Below are 23,706 nucleotides of genomic sequence, written 5' to 3' on the forward strand. Positions count from 1 at the left end.
GACCTGACCCGCGCCCTCCCTGTGACCTGGCACGACCGGCTTGGGTTAGCCCTTCTTCTCTGCTACCAATTGGCAATCCGTTCCACCGCAGCGGAACGTCAGCAGCGGGCGGCCGCCGTAATCGTTGACGTAGGTCAGCACGGGCGTATTGCCCAGTGACGATGCACTTACCCCCAGCGGAGCACTCCCCTTCGGCTCCAGCATCAACGGTTCAAAACCTGATACGCTCGCCCCTTTCTGGCTGCCTGCATCCACCAGCGTCACGTAATAGGGTGTCGGATTGCTCACCAGATACTTATCACCCTGCCTGGTCAACGTCAGTTGCTCCTGCCACGGCGTGGCCATCTCCGCAGTGGTTTTCACCAATGCCTTTGGCCGATAAAACAGTTTGATGCGCGTTTGCAGCGCGATCTGCAAAGTGTTCGCCTTATCGCTTTTTGGCGGGATCTCACGCAGATTGAAGTAGTACAGTGTTTCCCGATCCTGAGGCAGTTGGCTCACCATCGGCAACGCCTGTACTTTGATCTGGCTCTTCGCCCCGGGCTCAATGCGCTGTACCGGTGGTAGCACGGTCAACGGGCTGGTCACCTTGTTACCCTGCGCATCTTCAATCCAGCCCTGCGCGAGATACGGCAGTTGCGGGTTGTCATTGTTCACGCTCAGGCTGAGCGACTTATCCCCGCCAGCAAAGATAATCCGGGTGCGATCCAGCGCAATCGCCGCCTGGGCCTGCGACGTCAGTGCGCACAGTAAAGCGCTGGCGACCAGCGCCATCCCCGTATTCACTCTTTTCATCTCATGTCTCATCATCGTATTGTCTCTGCGTTTGTCTGTACTGCCGCCAGATCGGTTGTGGTGGCTTTCGGGGCGAGCGCTCTGCATGGCAGCAGCAATTCTTTCATCCCGTCGGCGGGCAGCACGGCAGGCAATATCAGCTCACATTGCGCCTGCTCATCCCAGTGCACCGTCATCGTCTCGCCGCGTTGGATGCCACTCAGGTAAACACTGCCGCCATCGTTAACGATCCCCACATCGCGTTTTTTCATATTCTGCACGGTCGCCCCGAACGGCGGCATCGTGCCGTCCGCCAGCCGGATCACCGCCATCGCTTTCTCGCCGGCAATCACGTCAAACCGGCGGTAGCCAATGGCTCCTTCGGTTAACGTGGCCTGTACCACCGACTTCAGCGCTTCGGCGTTGTCGGGCAACTGGTCCAGATCGATATTCACCCGGTTGCGGTAATAACTGTTCATATCTGCCACCACCGCTTTGCCATAGCGGTTAGTCAGCATCGGTGCACCGTAGTTACGGATAGGAATATCTGCTACTCCGTCAGTATCCACCAGCAAACGGGTGCCACCCGGTACTGCGACACGATGCAACGCCGCCCCTTCGCGGGTTGCCGTAGCCCCACCTTGCAACGCCAGCCCCACCGTGGTGTAACTCCCGCTCTGGGCGCTGGCCGTGGCATTAATCTGTGCCCAATCGGCCTGATGGCTGTAGAAACCGCTCGCCAGCGCGCCATTGCGCGTCCAGCCAGTGCTCACCTGATAGCTGCCGCGGTCGCCCACGCGATCGGAATAGCTGACCCGGTGTGTGTTGTCGTCGCGATTCCACGTTCCGCTGTAGCTTACCGAGCCTCTGTTGCCCCAAGGCAGCGATAGCGACAAGAACACGCCATCGTCGTTTAACCCGTTGTACTGATTGCGGTAACCGGTCAACGACAGGCTGAGGTTTTTGAAACGCCCCACATTGAAATAACGCATCAGCGACAAGCTGTAGCGATCGTTGGCATCCCGATCCCAATAGGTCTGGTGGTCGTAGTTCAAGTTGGCCGTCAGCCCCATGTCACGGAACTGCTGGCTGTACGACACCGTATACATCTCTTTGCTGCTCTGGCTGCGGACGCCAAGGTTACGCATCTCAATAAACTCGCCCATGGTCATAAAGCTGCGTTCCGAGAAACGGTAACCGGCAAAGGTCACCTGCCCGCCAATCTGGTCGAAGTTCTTCGAATAACGCAGGCGATACGAGCCACCGTTCAGGGTCTCTCCCTGCGGCAAACGCGCCCGCGACTGGGTCACGTCAAATGACAGTGCCCCAAACGCCATCAGATCACGGCCAATCCCCAGCGCCAGTGCGTTGTATTCATCGCCTGCCATCCCACCACCAAACAGAGACCAGCCGTTGCTGATCCCCCAGGAGAATTCGCCGCTGGCAAACAGCGGGCCCTGCGTGCGGTGCCGCCAGTCGGTCGGCCGCCCGCTCGCCAGCTTGTAGCGGATCATCCCAGGCCGCGTCAGATAAGGGATACTCGCCGTGCTGATGCTGAACGCCTGCACGCTGCCGTCCTGCTCTTCGATACGAACATCCATCAGCCCCGATACCGCGTTATTCAGATCCTGAATACGAAACGGCCCGGCTGGCACCAAGGTTTCATACAGCACCCGCCCCTGCTGACTGACAACCACGCGGGCGTTAGTACGCGCCACCCCACTGACTTCCGGCGCATAGCCACGCAGGTTGGGTGGCAGCATCGCGTCATCGCTCACCAGGCTCACCCCGGTGTAACGGAAACTGTCAAAAATGTCGGAGTTAAGAAAATCTTCGCCCAGCGTCAGCTTGGCGCGCAGCCGCGCGATCGCCCGGTAGGCGGTATACTGTGTCCACTCAAACTTCTGATGGATGGGTTCGCCTGAACCGGTCTGATGATCAACCTGTGTCTGCCAACTGGCCCGCAGCCGCCAACTGCCCGCATTGGCACCCACTAGCCCATTGCCGCTCAGGTTATATCCCTTCTGAACATTGTCATTCTGGTTCTGACGCTGGGTTTGGGCGTTCAGGTTATAATCCAACAGCAGCCCAGGAATGCCGTCATCCCAGCGCGCGGGCGGATCCCAGTCGGGGGAGCTGTACTCCATATAAGCCTGCGGAATGCTGAGATACAGGGTGTTGCTGCCCAAATCGGGGCGCACTGTCATCCCGTCAAGGCTGCCGATCGCCAGACACTGGCCGTCATGCCACCAGGCCAATTGGCGGGTAAATTCTTCCTTGAGGCCAATCTGTTGCACCAACGAGGCCGGAAGACAGGCTTCCGTGTTAGCCGGATCCTTTTCTGCCGGATAAAACTGAATCGGCTGCTCCGGCAGTTCCTGTTGATTCACGTTAAGCACCAGGCTGTATTCACCCGGCATGACATAACCAGCACGAGCAAAACGCTTCAGATCGATATTGCCGCGCTCCTGCACATCCAGTACGTCGGTATTAAATTCGATGGGTTGTTGTGTGGCAGACACCTGGCCATTCACCAGTGCCAGCGCAATCAGCAGCGGCAACAGGCGGGGGGGCGAAACCTGTACTCCTACTCCTACAAGTGGGGTGCTCATCATCCATTGACCTTTATGCGTTAATGGCTTTCCCGGACGTTATGGTTGTTATTGAAGGGAATACCCTGCCGGGGAAGTAAATCCGTTTTGACGCGTTGACAGTCCATCATTACGTCAACGTGCTACTCAGTAATACTCGAGTTGATAGCGCACCAGAGCGGTATAAGTGCCGGTCTGCAACGGTTGGTTGTTGCTCACCATGCGGGCGATATAGTTCAGGCGCATTTCCTTGGCCTGCAATACCGGAGTTTGTGCGGGTAGCTCTACACCGGGCACGGCTTCATTGCCCTGCGCATCACTCAGCGCCAATGCCACGCCACGCGCTTCACCATCAACCCCGAAACGTCCATCCTCATTGCGGCCATCAAACGTGACCCGAAAATGCTGCCGACCCAAGATAGTGTCGTTAGAATGTTTCAACGCACAGCTCACCAGGCTAATGCTGAAAGGGCGTGCCAATGCTTGACTGCTGTTAACCACCTGATCGAAGGGCAACGTCCCCATGTCGATAGTCTGGTCACGGCTCTTGGTGTCGATATCGCAGGCAGTGGCGACAATCGCCCCATTCATGTTAAAACGGCTTCCCCCCCAGGCTGGCAGCACAGTAACGGCGCCCACCAGTAACAACAGTGTGGCAGTCGTAAACGTATTTCCTGACATCCCTGACTCCCGTAATGGACAAAGAGAGTTAAAGGCTGCATGCGGGAGCCGCATGCAGCCACGTCCAGTCTTAGTTGTAGGCCAGCGTAAAGTTGGTGGTCGAGGTGAAATCACCTTCGGTGATATCCGTCAACGTTGTACCAGCATGCCCCTGCAGATAAGCAGAGAAACTCAGGGTGTTAGCACCGGCCAACAGGTTTTGCACCGTTGTTGGAGTACCCAGTTTGATCGGCTGGTTAGAACCGTCGAACATGGCAATACTCGCCCCCTGGGCACCGGTAATGGCCAACAAGGTATTAGTGTTACCCGTAGCACCGCCATTTGGGCCGCCGAAGGTCACCTGTACCTTGTTTTTGGTACCAGAAATATCGCAACCCTGCAGTTTGATATCAAAATTCAGTACGCTGGAGCGACCGCCATTCACCAGAGCCACATTGGCTACCTGACCAAAACTCTTGGTCTGGTCAAGGCTTTCTGGGGCAATCGAGCAAGGCGCATCGATGATCTTACCGACGAAATTGACTTTGCCCGAACCGGCATCTGCATTTGCCAGAGAAATCATTCCCAGAGACAGAATCGTAGCCAGCGCAATGTTATTCATTTTCATGTTTTCTTTATCCTTAAAACGTTAATTAACGAGAAATCCTGATATATTACCCCGCCGTAGTAAAGGCGACGCCTTACAAATACAGGCACCGTTTAATTTTGACGAGAATTGATATAGCAGGCAGCATCCTTTCATTTGATATAAAAGAAGGCTTCCTTTCCTTCCCCTTTATTTACGAAGGGGGCAGCGTACCAGAAAAAAGCAAAATTTTACCGGTGCCTCATCCAATGAACAAAGCAAAAAATAAAACAGCAATCTGGACAACAGATTTAAATGACCAAATTTCACACTATAAAAAGTCAGAACTCTGTTATCTATCGAGCCCTAACAGATTAAAAGCCGGAAATTCTTCAGGCCACTCTAGCAGACATCCTACCCTAAATCTGTCTTCGTAAAAATTATTACAAACGCCCCTAAACTTTGAAAGTATTTTTTCTAAATTGCGCAATTTCGCCATAAAAATCTTATTTTCACACCAGAATAATCCTATTGCGACGGCACTGGTCGCAAAATCGCATTAATCAGAATTAATGTCTGCCAAACATACCAAACTCAACTTCAATGATCGTGATTTTCATTTTTACAAAACAATAACCCGTGGTAACTTAGGGTTGCGGACTATCCATCACACAAATGGAAAGGACACATATTATCTTCGATAGCTTCGCCGTGATTGCGAAAAAGAGAAAAAATTAGCAAGGTAAGTTTAATCCCATGCAATTCAGACCTACCAAGACACATTAAAAGGAGGTAGTGAAAAATGTCTTATCGCAATAAAGAAAGAGAAAAACAGCTAAATAACGTGCTGAGTGCGCTGCGAGACTTGTGCAGGAGGGATGTTCACCACACCCCCATTCCGCCACAAGTAAATTGGCCAAAAACTCGAGAGATAGCCGAGTACTGCGATATTACCATTTACCTTGCACGTTACTATCTTCTGAGGTTAGTTGAAAATAAAAAAGCTTATGTTACCTCTGGTGCCCTCAATAACAGCTTGCGCTGGTATATAGCGGAACCCACCCTATTACCTAAACAGCATGAAAAAAGAGAGGCGCAGCCAGTTACGGTCGAAAATTAAATACGTGCGCTATCCTTCGGATATCTGTTCCGTTTTTATTTTTACTCTTATTTGCCCATTACAGTGCCTGTTACTCCACGTTCTAAATAATTCGAGTGTCAGGACAAAACGCAACGTGTTTTTGGATGGCATTTGCGCTAACCCAAAATTGGGCTGAGTAACTCAGCAAGTCCGAACGTTCTCAGGAACGCAGACAACCCTGCGACAGGGATGGGGGATTACCCCCCAAAGGGCACAACCCTAGACGGGCGGAGTCGCGCCGCCAGAGCGCATAAACAACTTGAAATATCGCAAGTATATCACCGCCTGAAAGACACCTTGGTAGAAAGGACTCCATATCATGGCACAGCCACTCTCCATTCTAATCGTCGATGCCGACCGCTATTTTGCCCATGGATTACGCCTAGGGTTACAAGCGTTTTTCCAGTCTCGCCATCAAAATATTCATCTACTTAATGAAACCCAGACTGAAGACAACATTGACATCATTTTCTTCGGCGATCTCGTCACCACGCCTCCGTGGCTTTACCGCTTGCATCAACGGAATTGCCATCCGATAGTGTTCTTTATCAAACTGCAAGGGCGCAACCAAAACCCCCTCAAGCGTGGAGTACTGTGCGAAAAATGCAGCGCTGGAACATTGTACCGCCATCAAACGTTGTTCACATTACTTGACCTGTTGGACTCCGTGCTATCTGCGCAACCCCAGCTATCGGCCTCGTTTCAACCCAATTGCCCATGTATGTCACCGTTGACGCCACGGGAAAGAGACGTTTTACGCTGTGTATACCAAGGGATGAATGGGCGCGCTACCGGTGCCTATTTAAATATCAGCGTGAAAACGGCAAATGCCCATAAGCAAAACGCTATGCGAAAACTGAATTTCCGATGTAACCAGGAACTGTACCAATGGCTCCTGCAGGGCGGCGGGCACTATTTAAACGAGCGGCCACCAGCAAAACCCTATCGGTTTGCCCTACAACCAGAAAAAGGCGTAGAAACCGCTCTCTTACTGTCGCCAATGACCTTAAGCACACGGGAGAAAAACCACGCCTATCCTGTCTTAACAAGGCATAGACGCTCAGAGAATAACAGTCAGCCCGAGCATGTGCCCAACCTATGCACCACTATGGCCAAAATGGTTTAACCGCCAGCCCCGTCTAACGGAAAATAGGTAAGAACGATGGCTGTTATGGGGAACTTCTGCTCCGAGCCCAATATCATTTCTTTATAAACGGATGCCGGCAGACGTCATGATTGTTACTACAAGACTCACCAGTCCCCTTTCCCTCAGAGAGAGGGGACAACTCCTTTAGCAATGGCTGCGTAATTATGCAGTTTGGCGCTTAACTAAATGCCCGTTTTCTTCCGCACACCGAGATTACGTTCATCCCTCAGCCCTACCCAAGCAACAAATTGAAAGGCTAGAACTCTGTGCTACGCTTAAAACCGTTATTGATAAATCAAGTAAAAGGTTAGGAATGCTGGATATCTTTCCGGGAAGCGATGTTTATGTCCCCATGACCTGCAGCGACGGGGCTTAACCCTATGATGGTGACGAGGAAGGACTCCGTTTGCTGCCAGAAGCACCTCTCGAAACGCGTTCTCCAACCTATCAGCCAATCGAAGATGACCTTCAGGTAACGGCAATAACAGCCGCCATTACCTTACTGATATCCGACAAAAACAGATGTATATTCGGTAAAGGCAGATGGCATGGAATCACACTATTTCTTTACCGGCGAACCGGCGCAATCGCGGTTCCCCATCCCAACGGTATTGTAAGGAAGAAATAATGAACTTTGAAACTCAGTCAATTGGTAAGGTATTGGTTATCACTCCCTTGGACAGGCGCTTGGATGCATCCGTTTCCACCAAGTTTAAGGACGATATGCAAGCGATGATTGCTCAGGGGAACCACCATATTTTACTGGATTTCAGCCAGGTCGATTTCATTGACAGCAGTTTTTTAGGCGCTCTGGTTTCTCTCTTGAAAGCTTTACATGGCAAAGGTGAGCTCGCGGTTTGCTCACTGAACAGCAACATCCACAGTATGTTCAAGCTAACCCGGATGGATAAAATATTTACTATCGGCGCTGATCAAAGCAAGGCATTACAACAAATGTGCCCCGTCGCACCTTGATTAAAAAGGAATATGCATTATGAAAGCCATGATTCTTGCTGCAGGGAAAGGAACCAGAGCCAGACCACTGACCACGATATTGCCAAAGCCAATGATCCCCTTGATCCGTAAGCCGATTATGGAGTCGATCGTTGAGCATTTAAGGAACTATGGTTTTAATCAGTTAATGGTCAACACCAGCTACCTTTCTGGAGATATTGAGAATTATTTCCGCGATGGTCATGCCTGGGGAGTAGAAATGGGGTACTCCTACGAAGGTGTGATGGAGGGAAATACTTTTGTCGATAACGTGCTGGGCTCCGCAGGTGGCATGAAGCACATCCAGAATTTCTCCGGTTTCTTTGATGACACTTTTGTCGTGGTGTGTGGGGATGCCTTAATTGATGTGGACTTCGATCAGGTGTTGGCTTTCCATCGCGCCAGAAAAAGTGTCGCGACCCTGATTATGCGCCCAGTGCCAGCCGATCAGGTCAGTAAGTACGGTATTGTGGTCACCGATGAACAAGGCCGGGTGAGTAAGTTTCAGGAAAAGCCCAAAGCGGAAGAAGCGTTATCAAACAATGCCAATACGGGTATCTATGTTTTTGAGCCCGAGATATTCAATTATATTCCTGATGGCATTGAATACGATATCGGTAGCCAGTTATTCCCCAAACTGGCTGAATTAGGTGTGCCGTTCTACGGTATCGCCCTGCCATTCCAATGGGTAGACATTGGCTCGCTGCAGGATTTCTGGCACGTCAACCGCATGATCCTTAATCAGGAACTCCCGGATTATCCGATGCCAGGCGTTCAGATTGCGCCGCAAATCTGGTGCGGCCTTAACGTGAAGGCGGATTTTGCCAACCTGGATATTGAAGGGCCGGTCTATATTGGCAGCAGTACCGAGATACAGCCCGGCGTAACCATCAGAGGCCCTGCGATTATTGGCGCTGGTTGCCTATTGGAGCAAGGTGCGGTTATCGATCAAAGCTTTATTGCTGACTATACCCGGGTCGGCGGCATTGCCAATTTGTATCAGCAGATGATTTTTGCCGGGAAAGTGATTTCACCGGACGGCACGGCGATCGATCTGTCTGATGCAGGTTTGAACTGGCTGATTGATGATAAACGGCGTACAGACATTATTACGGCGGAAAAATCGCTGTTCAATGAACTGCTCGCCCAAAATAGTTGATAACCGCAATAGGGCTGTGGCAAGCAGCCCTATTCAGCAAACCCACCATAACGATTATTGGCCCACCTCATTTTCCAAGCGGCCAATGCCGTCGATCTCAATACGCACAACATCACCAGTTTGCAAGAAACGCGGTGGTGTAAAGCCAATCCCTACGCCAGCAGGGGTTCCGGTGGCGATAATATCGCCGGGTTTGAGTTCGATACCGGCAGATAAGGTGGCGATTAAAGAGGGAATATCAAAGATCAGATCGCTGATTTTTGCATTCTGGCGTAATTCACCGTTGACCCAGCATTGTATCGACGCAGCGCTGAGATCAATTTCATCCGCCGATACTAGCCACGGCCCCATCGGGCAAAATCCGTCCAGCGACTTGCCCATAAACCACTGACGATGATTTTTTTGTAAATCACGCGCGGTGACATCATTAATCAGGGTATAACCCCAGACGTGATCGAACGCATCAGCCTTGCTGATAGCTCGCCCCCCCTTGCCAATAATCACCGCCAGTTCGGCTTCATAGTCCAACTGCTCCGTCACTTGCGCATGGCGCGGGATTTTAGCCCCGGTAGCAATCACGGTTTCCGGTGCTTTAGTGAAAACCACGGCAAACTCCGGCGCAACTTCATCGGCTTTTGCGCTATGGTCGAAGCCTGACTTGCTGAATTCGGCAGCATGCTCGCGGTAATTTTTACCAATGCAAAAGATATTACGTGCGGGGATCAATGGGGGACAAACCTTGACACCCACCAGCGGGTAGCCTTCTCCGTTGGGTACAACATCACCTTTGATACTTTCCCACTGTTGCAGCAGTTGATTCATGTTCACTGCCAGGCCCGGCATGATTTCGGCTACCTGCCAGTAACGCCCCCGCGCAGCGTCGACAATCGCCACAAAACTGGCCTCATGGTGTTGCTGTAACGTCGCTAATTTCATTGCTTCACCCTTTATTGGTATCCGTTGCTACGATAAGCGTTAAGGCGCCACTGGTTTACCGTCGATGGTCACATTTCTGATGGCGCTGAATTGCCAAGGAGCCTCGCCGCGCAACTGGCTGAAAACCACGCGATCGAACTGGCTGTCTTCCAGATCGCCGATCGCGGCCGGTGGCACGTTATTAAAACGCACGTTGTCGAAACGCACCTGCCGGTGCCAGGCATTCTTCTCGCTGTTGCCTTTGATCTCAATGGCCGGGCTATCCTGTTGCGTCCCCTGCACCGTGACGTTCTGCACCAGGAAATGGTAAAATTGCGCAGGTTTTTTCGCCGCCGGATAATCGATTTTGGCGTTAGGATCCGAATAATTGAGCGTCAGGATCACCGGCTGGCGGACGATATCCTTCATGGCGTTATTGCGGAACGTCACGTTACGGGCCCCACCGCCGATATCCGTCGTGCTCTTGGCACGCAGCCCCACCTCGGTGAGGTAGATGACGTTATTTTCGGCCAGAATGTCTTCAATCCATGCACCGGTATGGCTGCCGGTCACCACCGCGCCGTGCCCTCTGCGCAGATAGTTGTTAAACAACCAAGCCCCTTTCATCGGCGGCTGTTCTAACGCTTTTTCACCGGTGCCGGCGGCGAAGTTAATGCAATCATCACCGGTATCGAAAAAGTTATTCATGACCATCACGTTCTGGCTGTTGCCGAACTCAATCCCGTCACCGTTGTTCGCATCAAAGGTTTGATGGATCAGGTTATTGGCCACCACATTGCGGCTTTCCAGCAGCATAACGCCGTGGAATGCCGGGTTGCGGACCGTGAAGTCTGCCAGATAGACGTTCTCTACGCCACGCAGTGTCATCAGGCTGGAGCGGCGCTGCCCGTAGGCAATCTGCAGCGGCACGCCTTCAGCCACCGCTTGGGCAACCTGACGTTTCGCCAAGATCCCTTCTTCATGCACCCTGCTGTTTCTGCTGGAGATATATTGCGGCAGGCGGTTACCCACCTCATCCACCAGCTCCGCCTTTTCCTGCCGCAGCCAGCCATTGCCGTCGATGATACCGGGCCCGACGATACGGATATTACGGAAGGTGCCGGGCTCTATGCGATTCGGATCAATGGCGTTGAGCAACGATGCCGGGCGTATTTCGCTGGAATAGTGGTACAGCCGGTAGGCCGGTGGATAATCCGCCGGATCGTCAGAACCCAGCAGGGTCGATCCGGCCTGCAGGTTGAGCGTCATATCACTTTTCAACCATAGGGCACCGGTTTTGTAGACCCCGGCCGGTATATCAACCCGGCAACCGGGCTGGCAAGCGTCAATCGCCCGCTGAATCGCTTGGGTATTCAGCGTAGTGCCGTCACCTTTGGCACCAAAGTCGGTGATAGCGATCGCCTTCGGTAGAGGGGTGGTTTTTGCCGTGATGCTTTGGCTGGCCCCGGACTGCGTGCCGTCAGCATAGAGTGCTTTGACGGCGAACGAATATTGGCTGTCCGGCTTTAGATCCGTCACTTTAAAATTTTGGATCACAATCCGCTGCGAGAAATGCTCTTTGTCATGTGCATAGAAATGGTTGATGTAGGGTTTGGCGGGTGAAAACCGATCGCTGTTCTCACTGGCTTTACCCAACAGTTTGCCATCGGCATAAACCAGATAATCAACGATATCACGGGTATCTTCAGGTGCTTGCCACACCAACACCAGGCTGCTGTCGTCAGCCGCTAAAGTGGGAACCTGAAGTTGCTGCGGTGCCTGTTTATTCAGAGGAGCGGCAGAAGCCTGCGGTGTTATTGCCATCAAACTGGTCATCATAAATAGAAGCGTAGCCTTAATCATCAGAGTGGAGGGTGGATAGGGTAGGCTCATGGGGATCCCTTATCACTGGAGGAGGAACCAATATCGCTACAGCGCCTTAAATACTATCCTCTTTGCCACCGCCACCCAAATAAAGAAACTACGTTTCATTAAATTAATTCCATTGTTTTATAATTTAATGATGAGCATCAACATCTGCACTCTACTTAATATCTCTCGATAAAAATGTTCTTCGCCCCTTTCTCTTCCAGAAGCACTTGGCAGTCCATCACCATGGCCGCGGAACCACAAACATAAAAATCGGTGGTGGCTGGATCAAAATGCAGGCCATTGAGCGCGTCGGTCACCCTGCCTTTAAATGCGCCATCAGGCACAACGTCGACTCTGCTGAGACAGAGCGTTTTCGTCGGTGGCAATGGGGAAAAATGCCGGGTGATATCATCAACCCACGTCGGGCAACCAAAAAGCAGCTCGGCCGTGTTGATCGTCCCTTCCTGTGTAAGCTGATTAAACATGGGTAAAAATGGCGCAATGCCCGTGCCGGTGGCAATAAACACTTTGCGCTTGGCGTTTTTCACCAAAGCATAATGCCCCAGCGGCAGTTCAATCTCGGTCTGCAGGCCCACGCTGGCCTGCTTGACGAAAACAGAGCCGTCCCCACCGGTGCGGGTATCGATCACGAATTCAATCCTTCGATCCTCAGCACGCATAATCGAATAATCGCGCCATTCGTAATCAGCAACACGTAAGCGCCCAAACTGCCCTGGCTCAAAAGCGGCAAGCGGTGAATCCAATTCAAAATACAGATGCCAGATGGTGGCAGTAAGCTGGGTTTTGTTAATTAACTCGGCGCGCTGTTTTTCCGCTGGCAACGGGTAGGTAGGTAAAGGTGGAAGTGGCTCTTTCAGCGCCGCCTGAATTAAAGGATACCCTCTGGCCCCCATGGCCTGCGCGGCTGCCCCCACACCGCCCATTAACGCGCCAACAATTCCCAGGCATCCGGCATCGGTGCCTGAAATATATAACCCGGCAATCGGCGTGGTCGGCCCCAAAAGATAGGTACTGTAACGTTCCGGAGTGGCGGGTAAGCCATAAAAGCCCCCCCGAGGGTGAGAGGTATAGTGCTCCATCGTTAACGGCGTAGACAGCTCATAATAGCTGACCAACTGTGTTAAACCGGGTAACGATACTTCTGCCAACTGCAACAGCCCTTCGGCCACTTGCTTTTTCTGTGCGGCGTAAGCATGACCACGCTGGCCTTTAGGCGTATTTTGCCAGGCAGAAAACGCATCCGGCAGCACAAAAGAGATGATTTCCGCAGTATGGAAGCGATCGTCACCCGCTTTGGCGGAAGGGAAAGAGACATAGATTTGCGTAGGGTGGCCCTTCATCAGGCTGGCAGAATGCAAGCGTAGATCGCCGTGGTCGGTACAGGTATTAATCCAATAGTTTTCACCTTGCACACCGAGGGTAGAAACCGGTGCCTTTAAGCGCAAATATAATGTGACCGCGGATATGCCGTTACCTTTTAGCCGCTCAATCCATTCTCGAATCGCGGCGGTTTTGCTACCGATTTCGCCATCCGTCGGTAATAAAGATTGAAACGTATTTTCCAAACCAATATTGGAAATAATCGTCGGAGCGCGATAAATCACCTCACGTGGCTCAGGGCCTCTTCTGTCTATGACCTTAACCCCGACCGCCCGCCCCTCTTCGAGCACAATCTCCGTCGCTTGCTGGCAGACACGCACCGCGCCCCCCCGGCTTTCTATCCGTTTTTCAAACGTCCGCGCAATGCGGCCAGCGCCGCCTTGCGGGTACCAGGCACCGTTTAAATAATGTTTTACGATCTGGGCATGGATCGCAAAAGCGCTGTTGGCCGGGGGCACACCATAATCCCCCCACTGGCTGACTAACAGAGCACGTAACAGCGGGGAACGAAAGTTTTTCTCCATATATTGCTGGGTGGTCTGCAGCGATTTGCGGCTGGTCAGACGCTGCAACACGCCGACGATCGGCGCCACTTTCAGCGGCACAAATGCGCGGACAAACCCCATGGTGGCCCACAGAGAACAGAGGTTGATATCGCGGAAATAGCGTTTGATGGCTCTGGCTTCGGCAGGAAAACGGGCGATTAAACGTGCTTTATACAAGGCAGGATCGGAAGGGACGTTGAACTGAAAATCAGGGTAGATAAAGCGGTCAAAATCGTCCGGGAGCTTATTCCATTGCAGCTTGCCATAGGAGAGCCAATCAAATAGCTGCCGGGTTTTAGAGTCTGGCCCGACGTTGCCGATATAGTGCAGGCCAACATCCCAAGATGCCCCATCGCGGCGAAAAACATGGGTCAGCCCACCGGGTTCCGAGTGTTTCTCTAACACCAAAACCTTTTTATCACCCACCCCCGCCAGCAGTCCTGCACTGGTAAGCCCGCCAATCCCTGAACCAATAACGATAACATCCCACATAGCCAAAACCTCTCTCCATGATGCCGAATGACGTATGCCTCGCTTTTGTTATATCACGCTCAGCGATTTGCCGTAGCCAAAGTAGGTAATCACGGTGTGGTTGTGATAAAACAGCGAGCGCAATAGGTTTAACGCACGGAAGACCATCATGCCAACGATCATCACTCACGCCGCGGTTCCACTATGCCTTGGATTGGGGCTGGGGCAGAAAATTATCCCACCGCGTCTGCTGTTCGCTGGTGTGGTATTCGCCATGCTGCCCGATGCTGACGTGCTGGCATTTAAGTTCGGTGTTGCTTATGGCAATGCGTTTGGCCATCGCGGCTTTACGCATTCGCTGCTTTTTGCGGCGCTAGTGCCCACATTGGCGCTGCTGCTGTGCCAGTGGTTTAAAACATCCCTGCTCAAGACCTGGTCGTTTCTGTTTGTTTCACTGCTGTCGCACAGCCTGCTGGATTCAATAACTACCGGCGGCAAAGGCGTCGGTTGGCTGTGGCCATGGAGTGATGAACGCTTTTTTGCCCCTTGGCAGGTGATTCGAGTAGCGCCGTTCAACCTGGCGAAATACCTGACACCCTCAGGCCATGCGGTGATAGTCTCCGAATTGTATTGGGTCTGGTTACCCGGCTTTATCCTGATGATGGCGCTGATTGCCTGGCGCAAAACGATCGGGTAACGGCCATAAGGGCCTCCAGTAAACCCATCACTGGCAGGTTTACTGGAGTTTTAACAGCGTTTAAGACTGACTTGCCGGCGTCACTCTACCAGCCAGAAACTCCTGCTCGTAGGCCAGTGACTTTTTAGTATCGAACTGGTTCTCCCACTTGGCGATCACCAACACCGCCAACGCGTTGCCTACCACATTCAATGCGGTACGCGCCATATCCAGGATCCGATCCACACCGGCGATAAACGCCAAGCCTTCCAACGGAATACCCACGCTGCCCAACGTTGCCAGCAGCACCACAAAAGACACACCAGGAACACCAGCAATGCCTTTTGACGTCACCATCAACGTCAGCACCAAAATAATCTCTTGCCCCAGCGACAGCTCAATGCCGTACAACTGCGCAATAAAAATGGCGGCGATACTTTGATACAACGTGGAACCATCCAGATTGAAAGAGTAGCCGGTGGGTACGACAAAACTGGTGATCGACTTCGGCGCACCGTAAGCTTCCATTTTCTCAATAATGCGTGGCAGCACGGTCTCTGAACTGGCAGTGGAATAAGCCAGAATCAGCTCCTCTTTCAGGATACGGATCAACGTCCAGATGCGCAGATTACAGATCCGCGCCACAATGCCGAGAACCACTAGGCCAAAGAAAGCAACGGCGAAATAGACCAGCACCACCAACTTGGCCAGCGGCAACAGCGAGGCAAAACCAAAGTTCGCTACCGTAACCGAAATCAAACCAAACACCCCGATAGGTGCGTAGCGCATGATCATATGCGTCACTTTGAACATGCTTTCAGACACCGCTTTAAATACCTTCAGCAGCGGTTCTTTGGTGTCTTGCGGCAGTGAGGAAAGACCTAGACCAAACAGCACCGAGAAGAAAATAATCGGTAACATTTCGCCTTTAGCGATTGACGCAAAGACGTTTGAAGGGATCAACGACAGAATGGTGGCGACCAGGCTGTGCGAACCACTCTGCACCTGCTCAGTGGTCCTTTCATACTTGGAGATATCCACCGCGGTCAGCGCCGACATGTCGATACCCTGCCCGGGTTGAAAAACATTAGCCAATGTCACCCCAAGCACAATGGCGATGGTGGTGATCACTTCAAAATAGATAATGGTTTTCAATCCGATACGGCCTAATTTCTTGGTGTCGCCAACACCTGCAATCCCCACAATCAGCGTAGAGATCACGATAGGCACGACAATCATCTTAATCAGGCGAATAAAGATATCCCCGGCAGGGCTCAGTATATTATTGACCAGCCACTCGCGAGACTCCGCCTGATTATGTAATACGGCCCCCAATATAATCCCTAATACCAGCGCGATCAGAATTTGCCACGCCAAGCTAACTTTTACACTCTTCATACCCAAAAAATCCTCAAAGAACTCTCTCCAAAGTATTTAACAAGCAATAGGCTTCAGATGGAATACTTAATCATTTAAGACGGGCTTATGCTGTTAGAACTCTGCGCTCGCTTGCCCCTCATGCAGCGCAATATAAATCTGTACCATCTGGAGACGGTGTTCTGCAAGCCTTGTTTTATCTGGCTTATATGCTTTCCAGAATAAGAAATAAGCAAGAGAAAAATGAATGGCAACATAATTGCTTGTTCTTAAAAACATAATATTAGCGTCAACCGATCACGCGCAGACTAATTTGAACAATTTTCAAACAAAATAGAAATGCGTGATTTTTCATCTATCCTGCATATTTAGTATGGATAAAGTGTTTTATTTTTGTTAAAAAAATGTTTATTAAATGATACATAGACCTGCATTATAAAGAAGATATGAAAGTAGCCCCTATTTACACGAGAAATATCTTATAGCATCACTGCTGGACAGCAATCATATTTACCAATAATAAGAAATAAAAATGACTCTGTTATTTAGCACCGCAGAAATGGTTTAAGTTGAAATATATTCCATACTCATAACATCCCATTTCAACCGCAAGGATCCAGCCTCATCCTCATGCTAACTCTTTTTAGTTATTTAAAAAGTTTTTTAAGGAAAATCGTCTTGTTAGGGTTTTTTCACCGTCAACCAAACAGATCCACAACACGATTACAGCAGTAACTATTACAAATCAATATCTTCGTTGCGTGATCCGCCGCGCAAAAAAAGAACAAAGAATTAGAGCAAACTATACATAACCATCAGTTGACATATTATTAACAATTCTAAGGAGAAAAACCATGAGCCAACTGCATAAACACGCCATTCCGTCTGCAATTGCAGAACGAGCCTTGATTAGCCCTCAACAATATCAGCAATATTATCAACAATCTGTGCAAGACCCTGCGGCATTCTGGGGTGAGCACGGCAAGATCGTGGATTGGATCAAACCTTATACCAAAGTGAAGAACACCTCATTCGATCCCGGCCATATCAGTATCCGCTGGTTTGAAGACGGTACGCTGAACCTGTCAGCAAATTGCCTGGATCGCCATCTGGCCGATCGCGGCGATCAAACCGCCATCATTTGGGAAGGTGATGACCCTAGCCAGTCGAAAAAAGTCACTTATAAACAACTGCACCATGACGTCTGCCAGTTTGCCAATGTGCTGAAAAAGCTTGGGGTGAAGAAAGGCGACGTCGTTGCTATCTATATGCCCATGGTGCCGGAAGCCGCCATCGCCATGCTGGCCTGTGCTCGCATAGGTGCCATACATACCGTAATTTTTGGCGGTTTTTCACCGGAAGCCGTGGCGGGCCGTATTATCGACTGCAATGCCAAACTGGTGATCACCGCTGATGAAGGCCTGCGCGCTGGCCGTTCCGTGCCGCTGAAAAAGAACGTGGACGATGCGCTGCAGAACCCTGGGGTGACAAGCATCAGCAATGTGGTGGTGTTCCAACGCACCGGTAAACCGGGCTATTGGCAGGAAGGGCGCGACCTGTGGTGGCACGAACTGACAGCAGGCGTCTCCGCCGACTGCCCGCCGGAAGAGATGAACGCGGAAGACCCGTTGTTCATCCTCTATACCTCCGGCTCGACCGGCAAACCCAAAGGCGTGGTGCATACTACCGGCGGTTATCTGGTTTATGCGGCGATGACGTTCAAATACGTCTTCGATTATCACGATGGCGATATCTACTGGTGTACCGCCGACGTGGGCTGGGTCACCGGCCACAGCTACCTGCTGTATGGCCCACTGGCCTGCGGCGCAGTGACGCTAATGTTTGAAGGCGTACCCAATTACCCAGGGGTGAACCGCCTGTCACAGGTGGTCGATAAACATCAGGTCAATATTCTCTACACCGCGCCAACCGCGATCCGCGCTCTGATGGCGGAGGGGGACAAGGCCATCGAAGGCACCAAGCGCGATTCGCTACGCATCATGGGGTCGGTCGGTGAGCCTATCAACCCGGAGGCCTGGGAATGGTATTACAACAAGATTGGTAACGGTAAATGCCCCATCGTCGATACCTGGTGGCAGACCGAAACCGGCGGCTTCATGATCACCCCGCTGCCTGGCGCCACCGAACTGAAAGCCGGTTCCGCCACCCGACCATTCTTTGGCGTGCAGCCAGCGCTGGTGGACAACATGGGAGAACCACAGGAAGGAGCCTGCGAGGGTAACCTGGTGATCACCGATTCCTGGCCTGGGCAAGCGCGCACCCTGTTCGGTGACCACGATCGCTTCGAGCAGACCTACTTCTCCACCTTCAAAGGCATGTATTTCAGCGGGGACGGTGCCCGCCGCGATGAAGATGGCTATTACTGGATCACTGGCCGCGTCGATGACGTGCTGAACGTCTCTGGCCACCGTCTGGGTACCGCAGAGATCGAATCAGCACTGGTGGCTCACCCAAAAATTGCCGAGGCTGCGGTAGTGGGTATTCCACACCACATCAAAGGCCAGGCGATTTATGCCTACATCACGCTGAATCATGGTGAAGAACCCACGCCAGAGCTCTATACCGAGGTGCGTAACTGGGTGCGTAAAGAGATCGGCCCGCTCGCCACGCCAGACGTGCTGCATTGGACCGATTCGTTACCAAAAACGCGTTCCGGCAAGATCATGCGGCGTATTCTGCGCAAAATTGCTGCTGGTGACACTAGCAACCTGGGGGATACCTCAACGCTGGCGGATCCAGCTGTAGTCGACAAGCTGTTGGAAGAAAAACAATCAATCAAAGTTCCATCCTGACTTGCGCCGCCCCGGCCGTTCCCTCCACCTCGGAGGGAACGGCTTACATACCCGACTGATTTCAAGAGGCCGCAAGGCATCTTAAAAATGCGAGGTATAGCGCAGCGTACTCGATCAACACCTACTGGAGAGACTTAGATGAATGACAACATTTATCAAAGGATTGAGGAAAACCCGCGCTTCAAGGAACTGGTGAGAAAACGCAGCCGTTTCGCCTGGCTCCTTTCGCTGATCACACTCACATTGTACGTTGGCTTTATTTTTCTGATCGCTTTCGATCCCCATTGGCTTGGCACGCCGATCGCTGCAGGGTTGACCATTACGCGCGGGATCCCGATCGGTGTCGGGTTGATCGTGATCTCTTTTGTTTTGACCGGGATTTATGTTTACCGTGCCAACGGTGAATTCGATCGTCTTAACGCCGAAATCCTGCGCGAGGTGCAGCAATGAAGCGACTGATATCCGCTATCACCCTGTTGGCATTGCCAGGCCTGAGTCATGCCGATGCGATTGGCGGCGCAGTACAGCGCCAACCCTTGAACATTCAAGCCATTATCATGTTCATTCTGTTTGTGGGTGCCACGCTATACATCACCTACTGGGCTTCCAAACGCACCCGCTCCCGTGGGGATTACTACACGGCAGGCGGGCGCATTACCGGGCTGCAAAACGGCTTGGCGATTGCCGGTGACTTTATGTCTGCCGCGTCGTTTCTCGGAATCTCGGCCTTAGTGTATACCTCCGGTTACGATGGCCTGATCTATTCCATCGGTTTCCTGATTGGTTGGCCTATCATTCTGTTCCTGATTGCCGAACGGTTACGTAACCTCGGGCGCTATACTTTCGCCGACGTTGCCTCTTACCGGCTTAAACAGAAACCCATCCGTACTCTGTCCGCCTGTGGCTCACTGGTAGTGGTGGCGCTGTATCTGATCGCTCAGATGGTCGGCGCAGGCAAACTGATCCAACTGCTATTTGGCCTCAATTACCATGTCGCCGTCATACTGGTTGGTATATTGATGGTGTTATACGTGTTGTTTGGCGGCATGCTGGCTACCACCTGGGTACAAATCATCAAGGCCGTTCTATTACTCGCTGGTGCTAGTTTTATGGCATTGATGGTTATGAAGTCGGTCAACTTTAACTTCAATACCCTGTTTGCCGAAGCCGTGAAGGTCCACCCGAAAGGAATTGCTATCATGAGCCCTGGTGGGTTGGTTTCCGATCCCATCTCTGCGCTCTCTTTGGGCTTGGCATTAATGTTCGGTACTGCAGGCCTGCCGCACATACTGATGCGTTTCTTCACCGTTAACGATGCCAAAGAAGCGCGTAAAAGCGTGCTCTATGCCACCGGCTTTATCGGTTATTTCTATATCCTGACCTTTATTATCGGCTTTGGGGCGATCCTGCTAGTCAGTGCCAACCCGGCGTTTAAAGATGCAGCCGGAGCCCTGCTGGGTGGCAACAATATGGCCGCAGTGCACTTGGCTAACGCCGTTGGCGGCAACTTCTTCCTCGGCTTTATCTCCGCCGTGGCATTCGCCACTATTCTGGCGGTGGTCGCCGGGCTGACGCTGGCTGGCGCTTCTGCGGTTTCTCACGATCTGTATTCCTGTGTGATTAAAGACGGTAAAGCAACCGAGCGTAATGAGCTTAAAGTCTCCAAGATCACAGTCTTGGTATTGGGGCTCGTCGCAATTGCCTTGGGTATTCTGTTTGAAAAGCAGAATATCGCCTTTATGGTGGGCTTGGCGTTTTCCATCGCCGCCAGCTGTAACTTCCCAATTATCATTCTTTCCATGTATTGGTCACGCCTGACTACCCGTGGAGCCATGATCGGCGGCTGGCTCGGCCTGTTAACCGCAGTGATCCTGATGATCCTCGGCCCAACCATCTGGGTACAAATCCTGGGTCATGCTAAACCTATCTATCCGTATGAATATCCGGCCCTGTTCTCAATGTTGGCCGCGTTTATCGGCACCTGGTTCTTCTCTGTTACCGACAACTCTCTCGCTGGGCAGCAAGAACGTGAACGCTTCCGTTTCCAATTTGTACGTTCACAAACAGGGCTGGGTATCTCACAAAGTGCAAAGCACTGATATTAGCGCTCACCAAAGGCTCCTTAGGGAGCCTTTTTATCGTCAGGGAAAACCACTGCTGGATCGCCAGTTAAAAGCGATATCTTTTTCTTCATAAAATTATTCGTATATAAAATGACTCATTCCGGTTTAAAAAATACCACATTAGCCCAAAAATCATGACCAAAGGCTGAAAAGCAATTGTTCAAAGATTGAACTCTCTCTCATATATCAGTGGTTATTTATTTTATAGTCCAAAAAAATAGAACGTTAGCATAGTCAGTATTTCTGCATATTTTTCGCTGGGAAGTATCCAAACTATTTCGTTGTTTCTTTTAGGGGAAAAAATCTGAGGTGGGTTTATGACCTGCTCCTGGCCGTTTTGTCACTAAAATGGAGATAGACCAATGCAAATAGGAAAGATCGGTACCGCAATGTCTTTGGCGAGTTTTATGGCTCTGGGCCTGAGTGGCTGTAATGATAGCGACACTGTCAATGCTGGCGAGCCTAAACAGGCTGACTTGGGCTATCGGGATGTCAAGCTATTGGAAGTCGGCGGGCTGAAGTTCAAAGATCTCAACAGAAACAATAAACTCGATCCTTATGAAGACTGGCGCCTGGATGCAACCACGCGAGCCAACAATTTGGCCTCCCTGATGACCACCGCAGAAAAAGCCGGGCTGATGATGCATGGCACATTGCCGCTCTCTGCAGGACGTGTGGATGTTGAAGCCGCTAAAAAAGAGATCGTCGATAATGCCGTCAATACGTTCATTACCCGTATGGCTGGCAATCCCAACTACATTTCCCATGATAATAACCAGATACAGCAAGCTGCGGAGGGGACCCGCCTTGGTATCCCAATTATCATCAGCACCGATCCGCGAAACCATTTCACCAACGATCCGAATGCAACCAGTATCGTCGCGGGCAGTTTCTCCCAATGGCCTGAGACGCTGGGATTTGCTGCGATCGATGATGTAGAACTGATGAAAAAATTTGGTGATATTGCCCGGAGAGAATATCGGGCAGTAGGGATCCAGATGGCTTTGTCTCCGCAGGCAGATCTGGCGACCGAACCACGCTGGGGGCGGATCAACGGAACATTCGGTGAAGATAACCAGATCTCAAAGAGGATGACACAAGCCTACATTGAGGGTTTCCAGAACGGCAGTAACGGCTTGAATAAAGACAGCGTCATTACGGTAGTAAAACACTTCGCTGGCGGTGGGCCACAGTTGAGTGGCTTGGATCCTCATAACTCTTACGGCAAAGAACAGGTCTATCCAGGAGACAACTTTGAGTATCATCTGGTACCGTTCGAAGGCGCATTTGCTGCCAAAGTGGCTTCGGTCATGCCCTATTATGGCCAACCGCTCGACCTTTGGTATAAAGACGCGCTCATTGAGTCGGTAGGATTCGGCTTTAACAAACAAGTTCTAACGGACATCCTGCGTGGGCGTTACGCCTTTGATGGCGTGATCCTGAGCGATTGGGGGATCTTGTCAGATTGTGATGGCACCTGCATTACCGGTATGAGCGATGCGCAAGTCAGCGCAGGTATTTCGCCATTCGCTGTCGTGCCTATCGGCATGCCTTGGGGGGTTGAAACTCTGACGCGTCAGGAGCGAATAGTGAAAGCTGTGGATGCGGGTATCGATCAGTTTGGCGGAACCAGCGATCCCAGTGATTTGATTGCCGCGGTGGAGGAGCAGCAGATTACCACCGCGCGTCTTGATGCATCCGTCGTCAGAATCCTAAAACAGAAATTCGTCCTTGGGTTGTTCGAAAATCCCTACGTTGATGAAACAGCTGCCGCAACGCTGGTGGGTAACAATGACTTTCAACAACAGGCGACTGACGCACAGCGCCGTTCGCACGTCTTGCTGAAAAACGACAATAACCTGTTACCTATGTCACTTACGGGTAAAAAGGTCTTCCTGTATAACGTCAACGCCGAAGTTGCGGCCAGCTACGGGCTAACGGTTGTCAACACACCTGAAGCAGCCGATATTGCGGTACTTCGTGTGAATACGCCTTACCAGACAGATCCACACTATCCGTTCGGCGCTGTGCATTTCGGGCAACTGGGGTTCGACGATCAGGCAAGCGTGGTATTGGATGAGAAACCCGGTATTTACAGCGGCAGTGCTGATTACCAGATCATCAAACAGGTGAAACTGCAGGGTATACCGACCATCACGTCAATTTATCTCGATCGTCCGGCAATACTCACAAACATCGTCGATAAAACAGATGCTTTATTGGCAAACTTCGGCAGTTCTGATGCCACACTTTTCGATATCATCAGTGGTAAGGCAAAGCCTGAAGGCAAATTGCCGTTTGAACTGCCTTCAAGCTGGGATGCTGTTTTGCAGCAAAAAGAAGATGTGCCACACGACTCGGCAAACCCACTCTACCCGATTCATGCGGGGATGAGTTTGTAATTGTCTGAATCTCAATTGCAAAACGCAAAAAGGCCATCCTTACGGATGGCCTTCTGCTTG

18 protein-coding genes are annotated in these 23,706 nt (G+C 51.4%); 10 read left to right on the plus strand and 8 right to left on the minus strand.

The window, feature by feature from the left end; translation table 11 throughout:
- Nucleotides 1-45 precede the first annotated feature (45 nt).
- From BMI79_RS21575 to BMI79_RS21590, 4 genes are all read right to left on the minus strand, one after another.
- The gene (locus BMI79_RS21575; protein WP_076944211.1) at nt 46-795 is read right to left on the minus strand and encodes a fimbria/pilus periplasmic chaperone; all 750 of its coding nucleotides are present in this window, start codon (nt 793-795) and stop codon (nt 46-48) included.
- Between the two features lie 11 nt (nt 796-806).
- A complete protein-coding gene (locus tag BMI79_RS21580; RefSeq protein WP_425272367.1) occupies nt 807-3,389 on the minus strand; it encodes an outer membrane usher protein in 2,583 nt (860 codons plus the stop codon).
- A gap of 123 nt (nt 3,390-3,512) precedes the next feature.
- Complete coding sequence (locus BMI79_RS21585) at nt 3,513-4,046, minus strand: fimbrial protein (RefSeq protein ID WP_076944213.1); 534 nt, start codon at nt 4,044-4,046, stop codon at nt 3,513-3,515.
- A gap of 70 nt (nt 4,047-4,116) precedes the next feature.
- Nucleotides 4,117-4,653 carry a fimbrial protein gene (locus BMI79_RS21590; RefSeq protein ID WP_076944214.1) on the minus strand — a complete coding sequence of 179 codons (537 nt, stop codon included), beginning with the start codon at nt 4,651-4,653 and terminating at the stop codon, nt 4,117-4,119.
- A gap of 98 nt (nt 4,654-4,751) precedes the next feature.
- On the opposite strand from BMI79_RS21590, the gene BMI79_RS23680 reads away from it, so the two are divergent.
- The 5 genes from BMI79_RS23680 (at nt 4,752) to BMI79_RS21610 (ending at nt 9,051) form a co-directional block, all read left to right on the plus strand.
- Nucleotides 4,752-5,048 carry a hypothetical protein gene (locus tag BMI79_RS23680; protein ID WP_125828861.1) on the plus strand — a complete coding sequence of 99 codons (297 nt, stop codon included), beginning with the start codon at nt 4,752-4,754 and terminating at the stop codon, nt 5,046-5,048.
- Nucleotides 5,049-5,413: 365 nt separating this feature from the next.
- Entirely contained in the window at nt 5,414-5,731 is a 318-nt protein-coding gene (locus BMI79_RS21595) for a FaeA/PapI family transcriptional regulator (protein ID WP_076944215.1), read from the plus strand.
- 340 nt (nt 5,732-6,071) lie between these two features.
- Entirely contained in the window at nt 6,072-6,878 is an 807-nt protein-coding gene (locus BMI79_RS21600) for a helix-turn-helix domain-containing protein (RefSeq protein ID WP_076944216.1), read from the plus strand.
- A 648-nt stretch (nt 6,879-7,526) separates the two neighbouring features.
- Nucleotides 7,527-7,874, plus strand: a complete 348-nt coding sequence (locus BMI79_RS21605; protein ID WP_076944217.1) for an STAS domain-containing protein — start codon at nt 7,527-7,529, stop codon at nt 7,872-7,874.
- Nucleotides 7,875-7,893: 19 nt separating this feature from the next.
- Nucleotides 7,894-9,051, plus strand: coding sequence for a nucleotidyltransferase family protein (locus BMI79_RS21610; RefSeq protein WP_076944218.1), 1,158 nt, complete (start codon nt 7,894-7,896; stop codon nt 9,049-9,051).
- A gap of 54 nt (nt 9,052-9,105) precedes the next feature.
- Here the strand turns inward: BMI79_RS21610 and BMI79_RS21615 are convergent, their stop codons facing one another.
- From BMI79_RS21615 to BMI79_RS21625, 3 genes are all read right to left on the minus strand, one after another.
- The gene (locus BMI79_RS21615) at nt 9,106-9,987 is read right to left on the minus strand and encodes a fumarylacetoacetate hydrolase family protein (protein ID WP_076944219.1); all 882 of its coding nucleotides are present in this window, start codon (nt 9,985-9,987) and stop codon (nt 9,106-9,108) included.
- Nucleotides 9,988-10,026: 39 nt separating this feature from the next.
- The gene (locus BMI79_RS21620; protein WP_244157364.1) at nt 10,027-11,805 is read right to left on the minus strand and encodes a glycosyl hydrolase family 28 protein; all 1,779 of its coding nucleotides are present in this window, start codon (nt 11,803-11,805) and stop codon (nt 10,027-10,029) included.
- Between the two features lie 209 nt (nt 11,806-12,014).
- Nucleotides 12,015-14,276 (minus strand): FAD-dependent oxidoreductase, encoded by a 2,262-nt coding sequence (locus tag BMI79_RS21625; protein ID WP_076944220.1) that lies wholly within the window; start codon nt 14,274-14,276, stop codon nt 12,015-12,017.
- A 148-nt stretch (nt 14,277-14,424) separates the two neighbouring features.
- On the opposite strand from BMI79_RS21625, the gene BMI79_RS21630 reads away from it, so the two are divergent.
- Nucleotides 14,425-14,952: a metal-dependent hydrolase gene (locus BMI79_RS21630; RefSeq protein ID WP_076944221.1), complete on the plus strand. Its 528-nt coding sequence runs from the start codon at nt 14,425-14,427 to the stop codon at nt 14,950-14,952.
- A 60-nt stretch (nt 14,953-15,012) separates the two neighbouring features.
- Here BMI79_RS21630 and gltP read toward each other — a convergent pair whose 3' ends face one another.
- The gene (gene gltP, locus BMI79_RS21635) at nt 15,013-16,329 is read right to left on the minus strand and encodes a glutamate/aspartate:proton symporter GltP (protein WP_076944222.1); all 1,317 of its coding nucleotides are present in this window, start codon (nt 16,327-16,329) and stop codon (nt 15,013-15,015) included.
- Nucleotides 16,330-17,162: 833 nt separating this feature from the next.
- Between gltP and acs the strand changes: the two genes are divergently transcribed.
- The 4 genes from acs to BMI79_RS21655 all read left to right on the plus strand — a co-directional run bounded on the left by acs (nt 17,163) and on the right by BMI79_RS21655 (nt 23,646).
- Nucleotides 17,163-19,121, plus strand: a complete 1,959-nt coding sequence (gene acs / locus BMI79_RS21640; RefSeq protein ID WP_076944223.1) for an acetate--CoA ligase — start codon at nt 17,163-17,165, stop codon at nt 19,119-19,121.
- Between the two features lie 138 nt (nt 19,122-19,259).
- Nucleotides 19,260-19,571 carry a DUF485 domain-containing protein gene (locus BMI79_RS21645; protein WP_076944224.1) on the plus strand — a complete coding sequence of 104 codons (312 nt, stop codon included), beginning with the start codon at nt 19,260-19,262 and terminating at the stop codon, nt 19,569-19,571.
- A complete protein-coding gene (gene actP, locus BMI79_RS21650; protein ID WP_076944225.1) occupies nt 19,568-21,220 on the plus strand; it encodes a cation/acetate symporter ActP in 1,653 nt (550 codons plus the stop codon). The genes BMI79_RS21645 and actP overlap by 4 nt, the downstream gene beginning before the upstream one ends.
- Nucleotides 21,221-21,606: 386 nt before the next feature.
- A complete protein-coding gene (locus tag BMI79_RS21655; RefSeq protein WP_076944226.1) occupies nt 21,607-23,646 on the plus strand; it encodes a glycoside hydrolase family 3 protein in 2,040 nt (679 codons plus the stop codon).
- Nucleotides 23,647-23,706: the final 60 nt, after the last annotated feature.

The organism is Serratia oryzae, from assembly GCF_001976145.1.
Taxonomy (GTDB): domain Bacteria; phylum Pseudomonadota; class Gammaproteobacteria; order Enterobacterales; family Enterobacteriaceae; genus Chania; species Chania oryzae.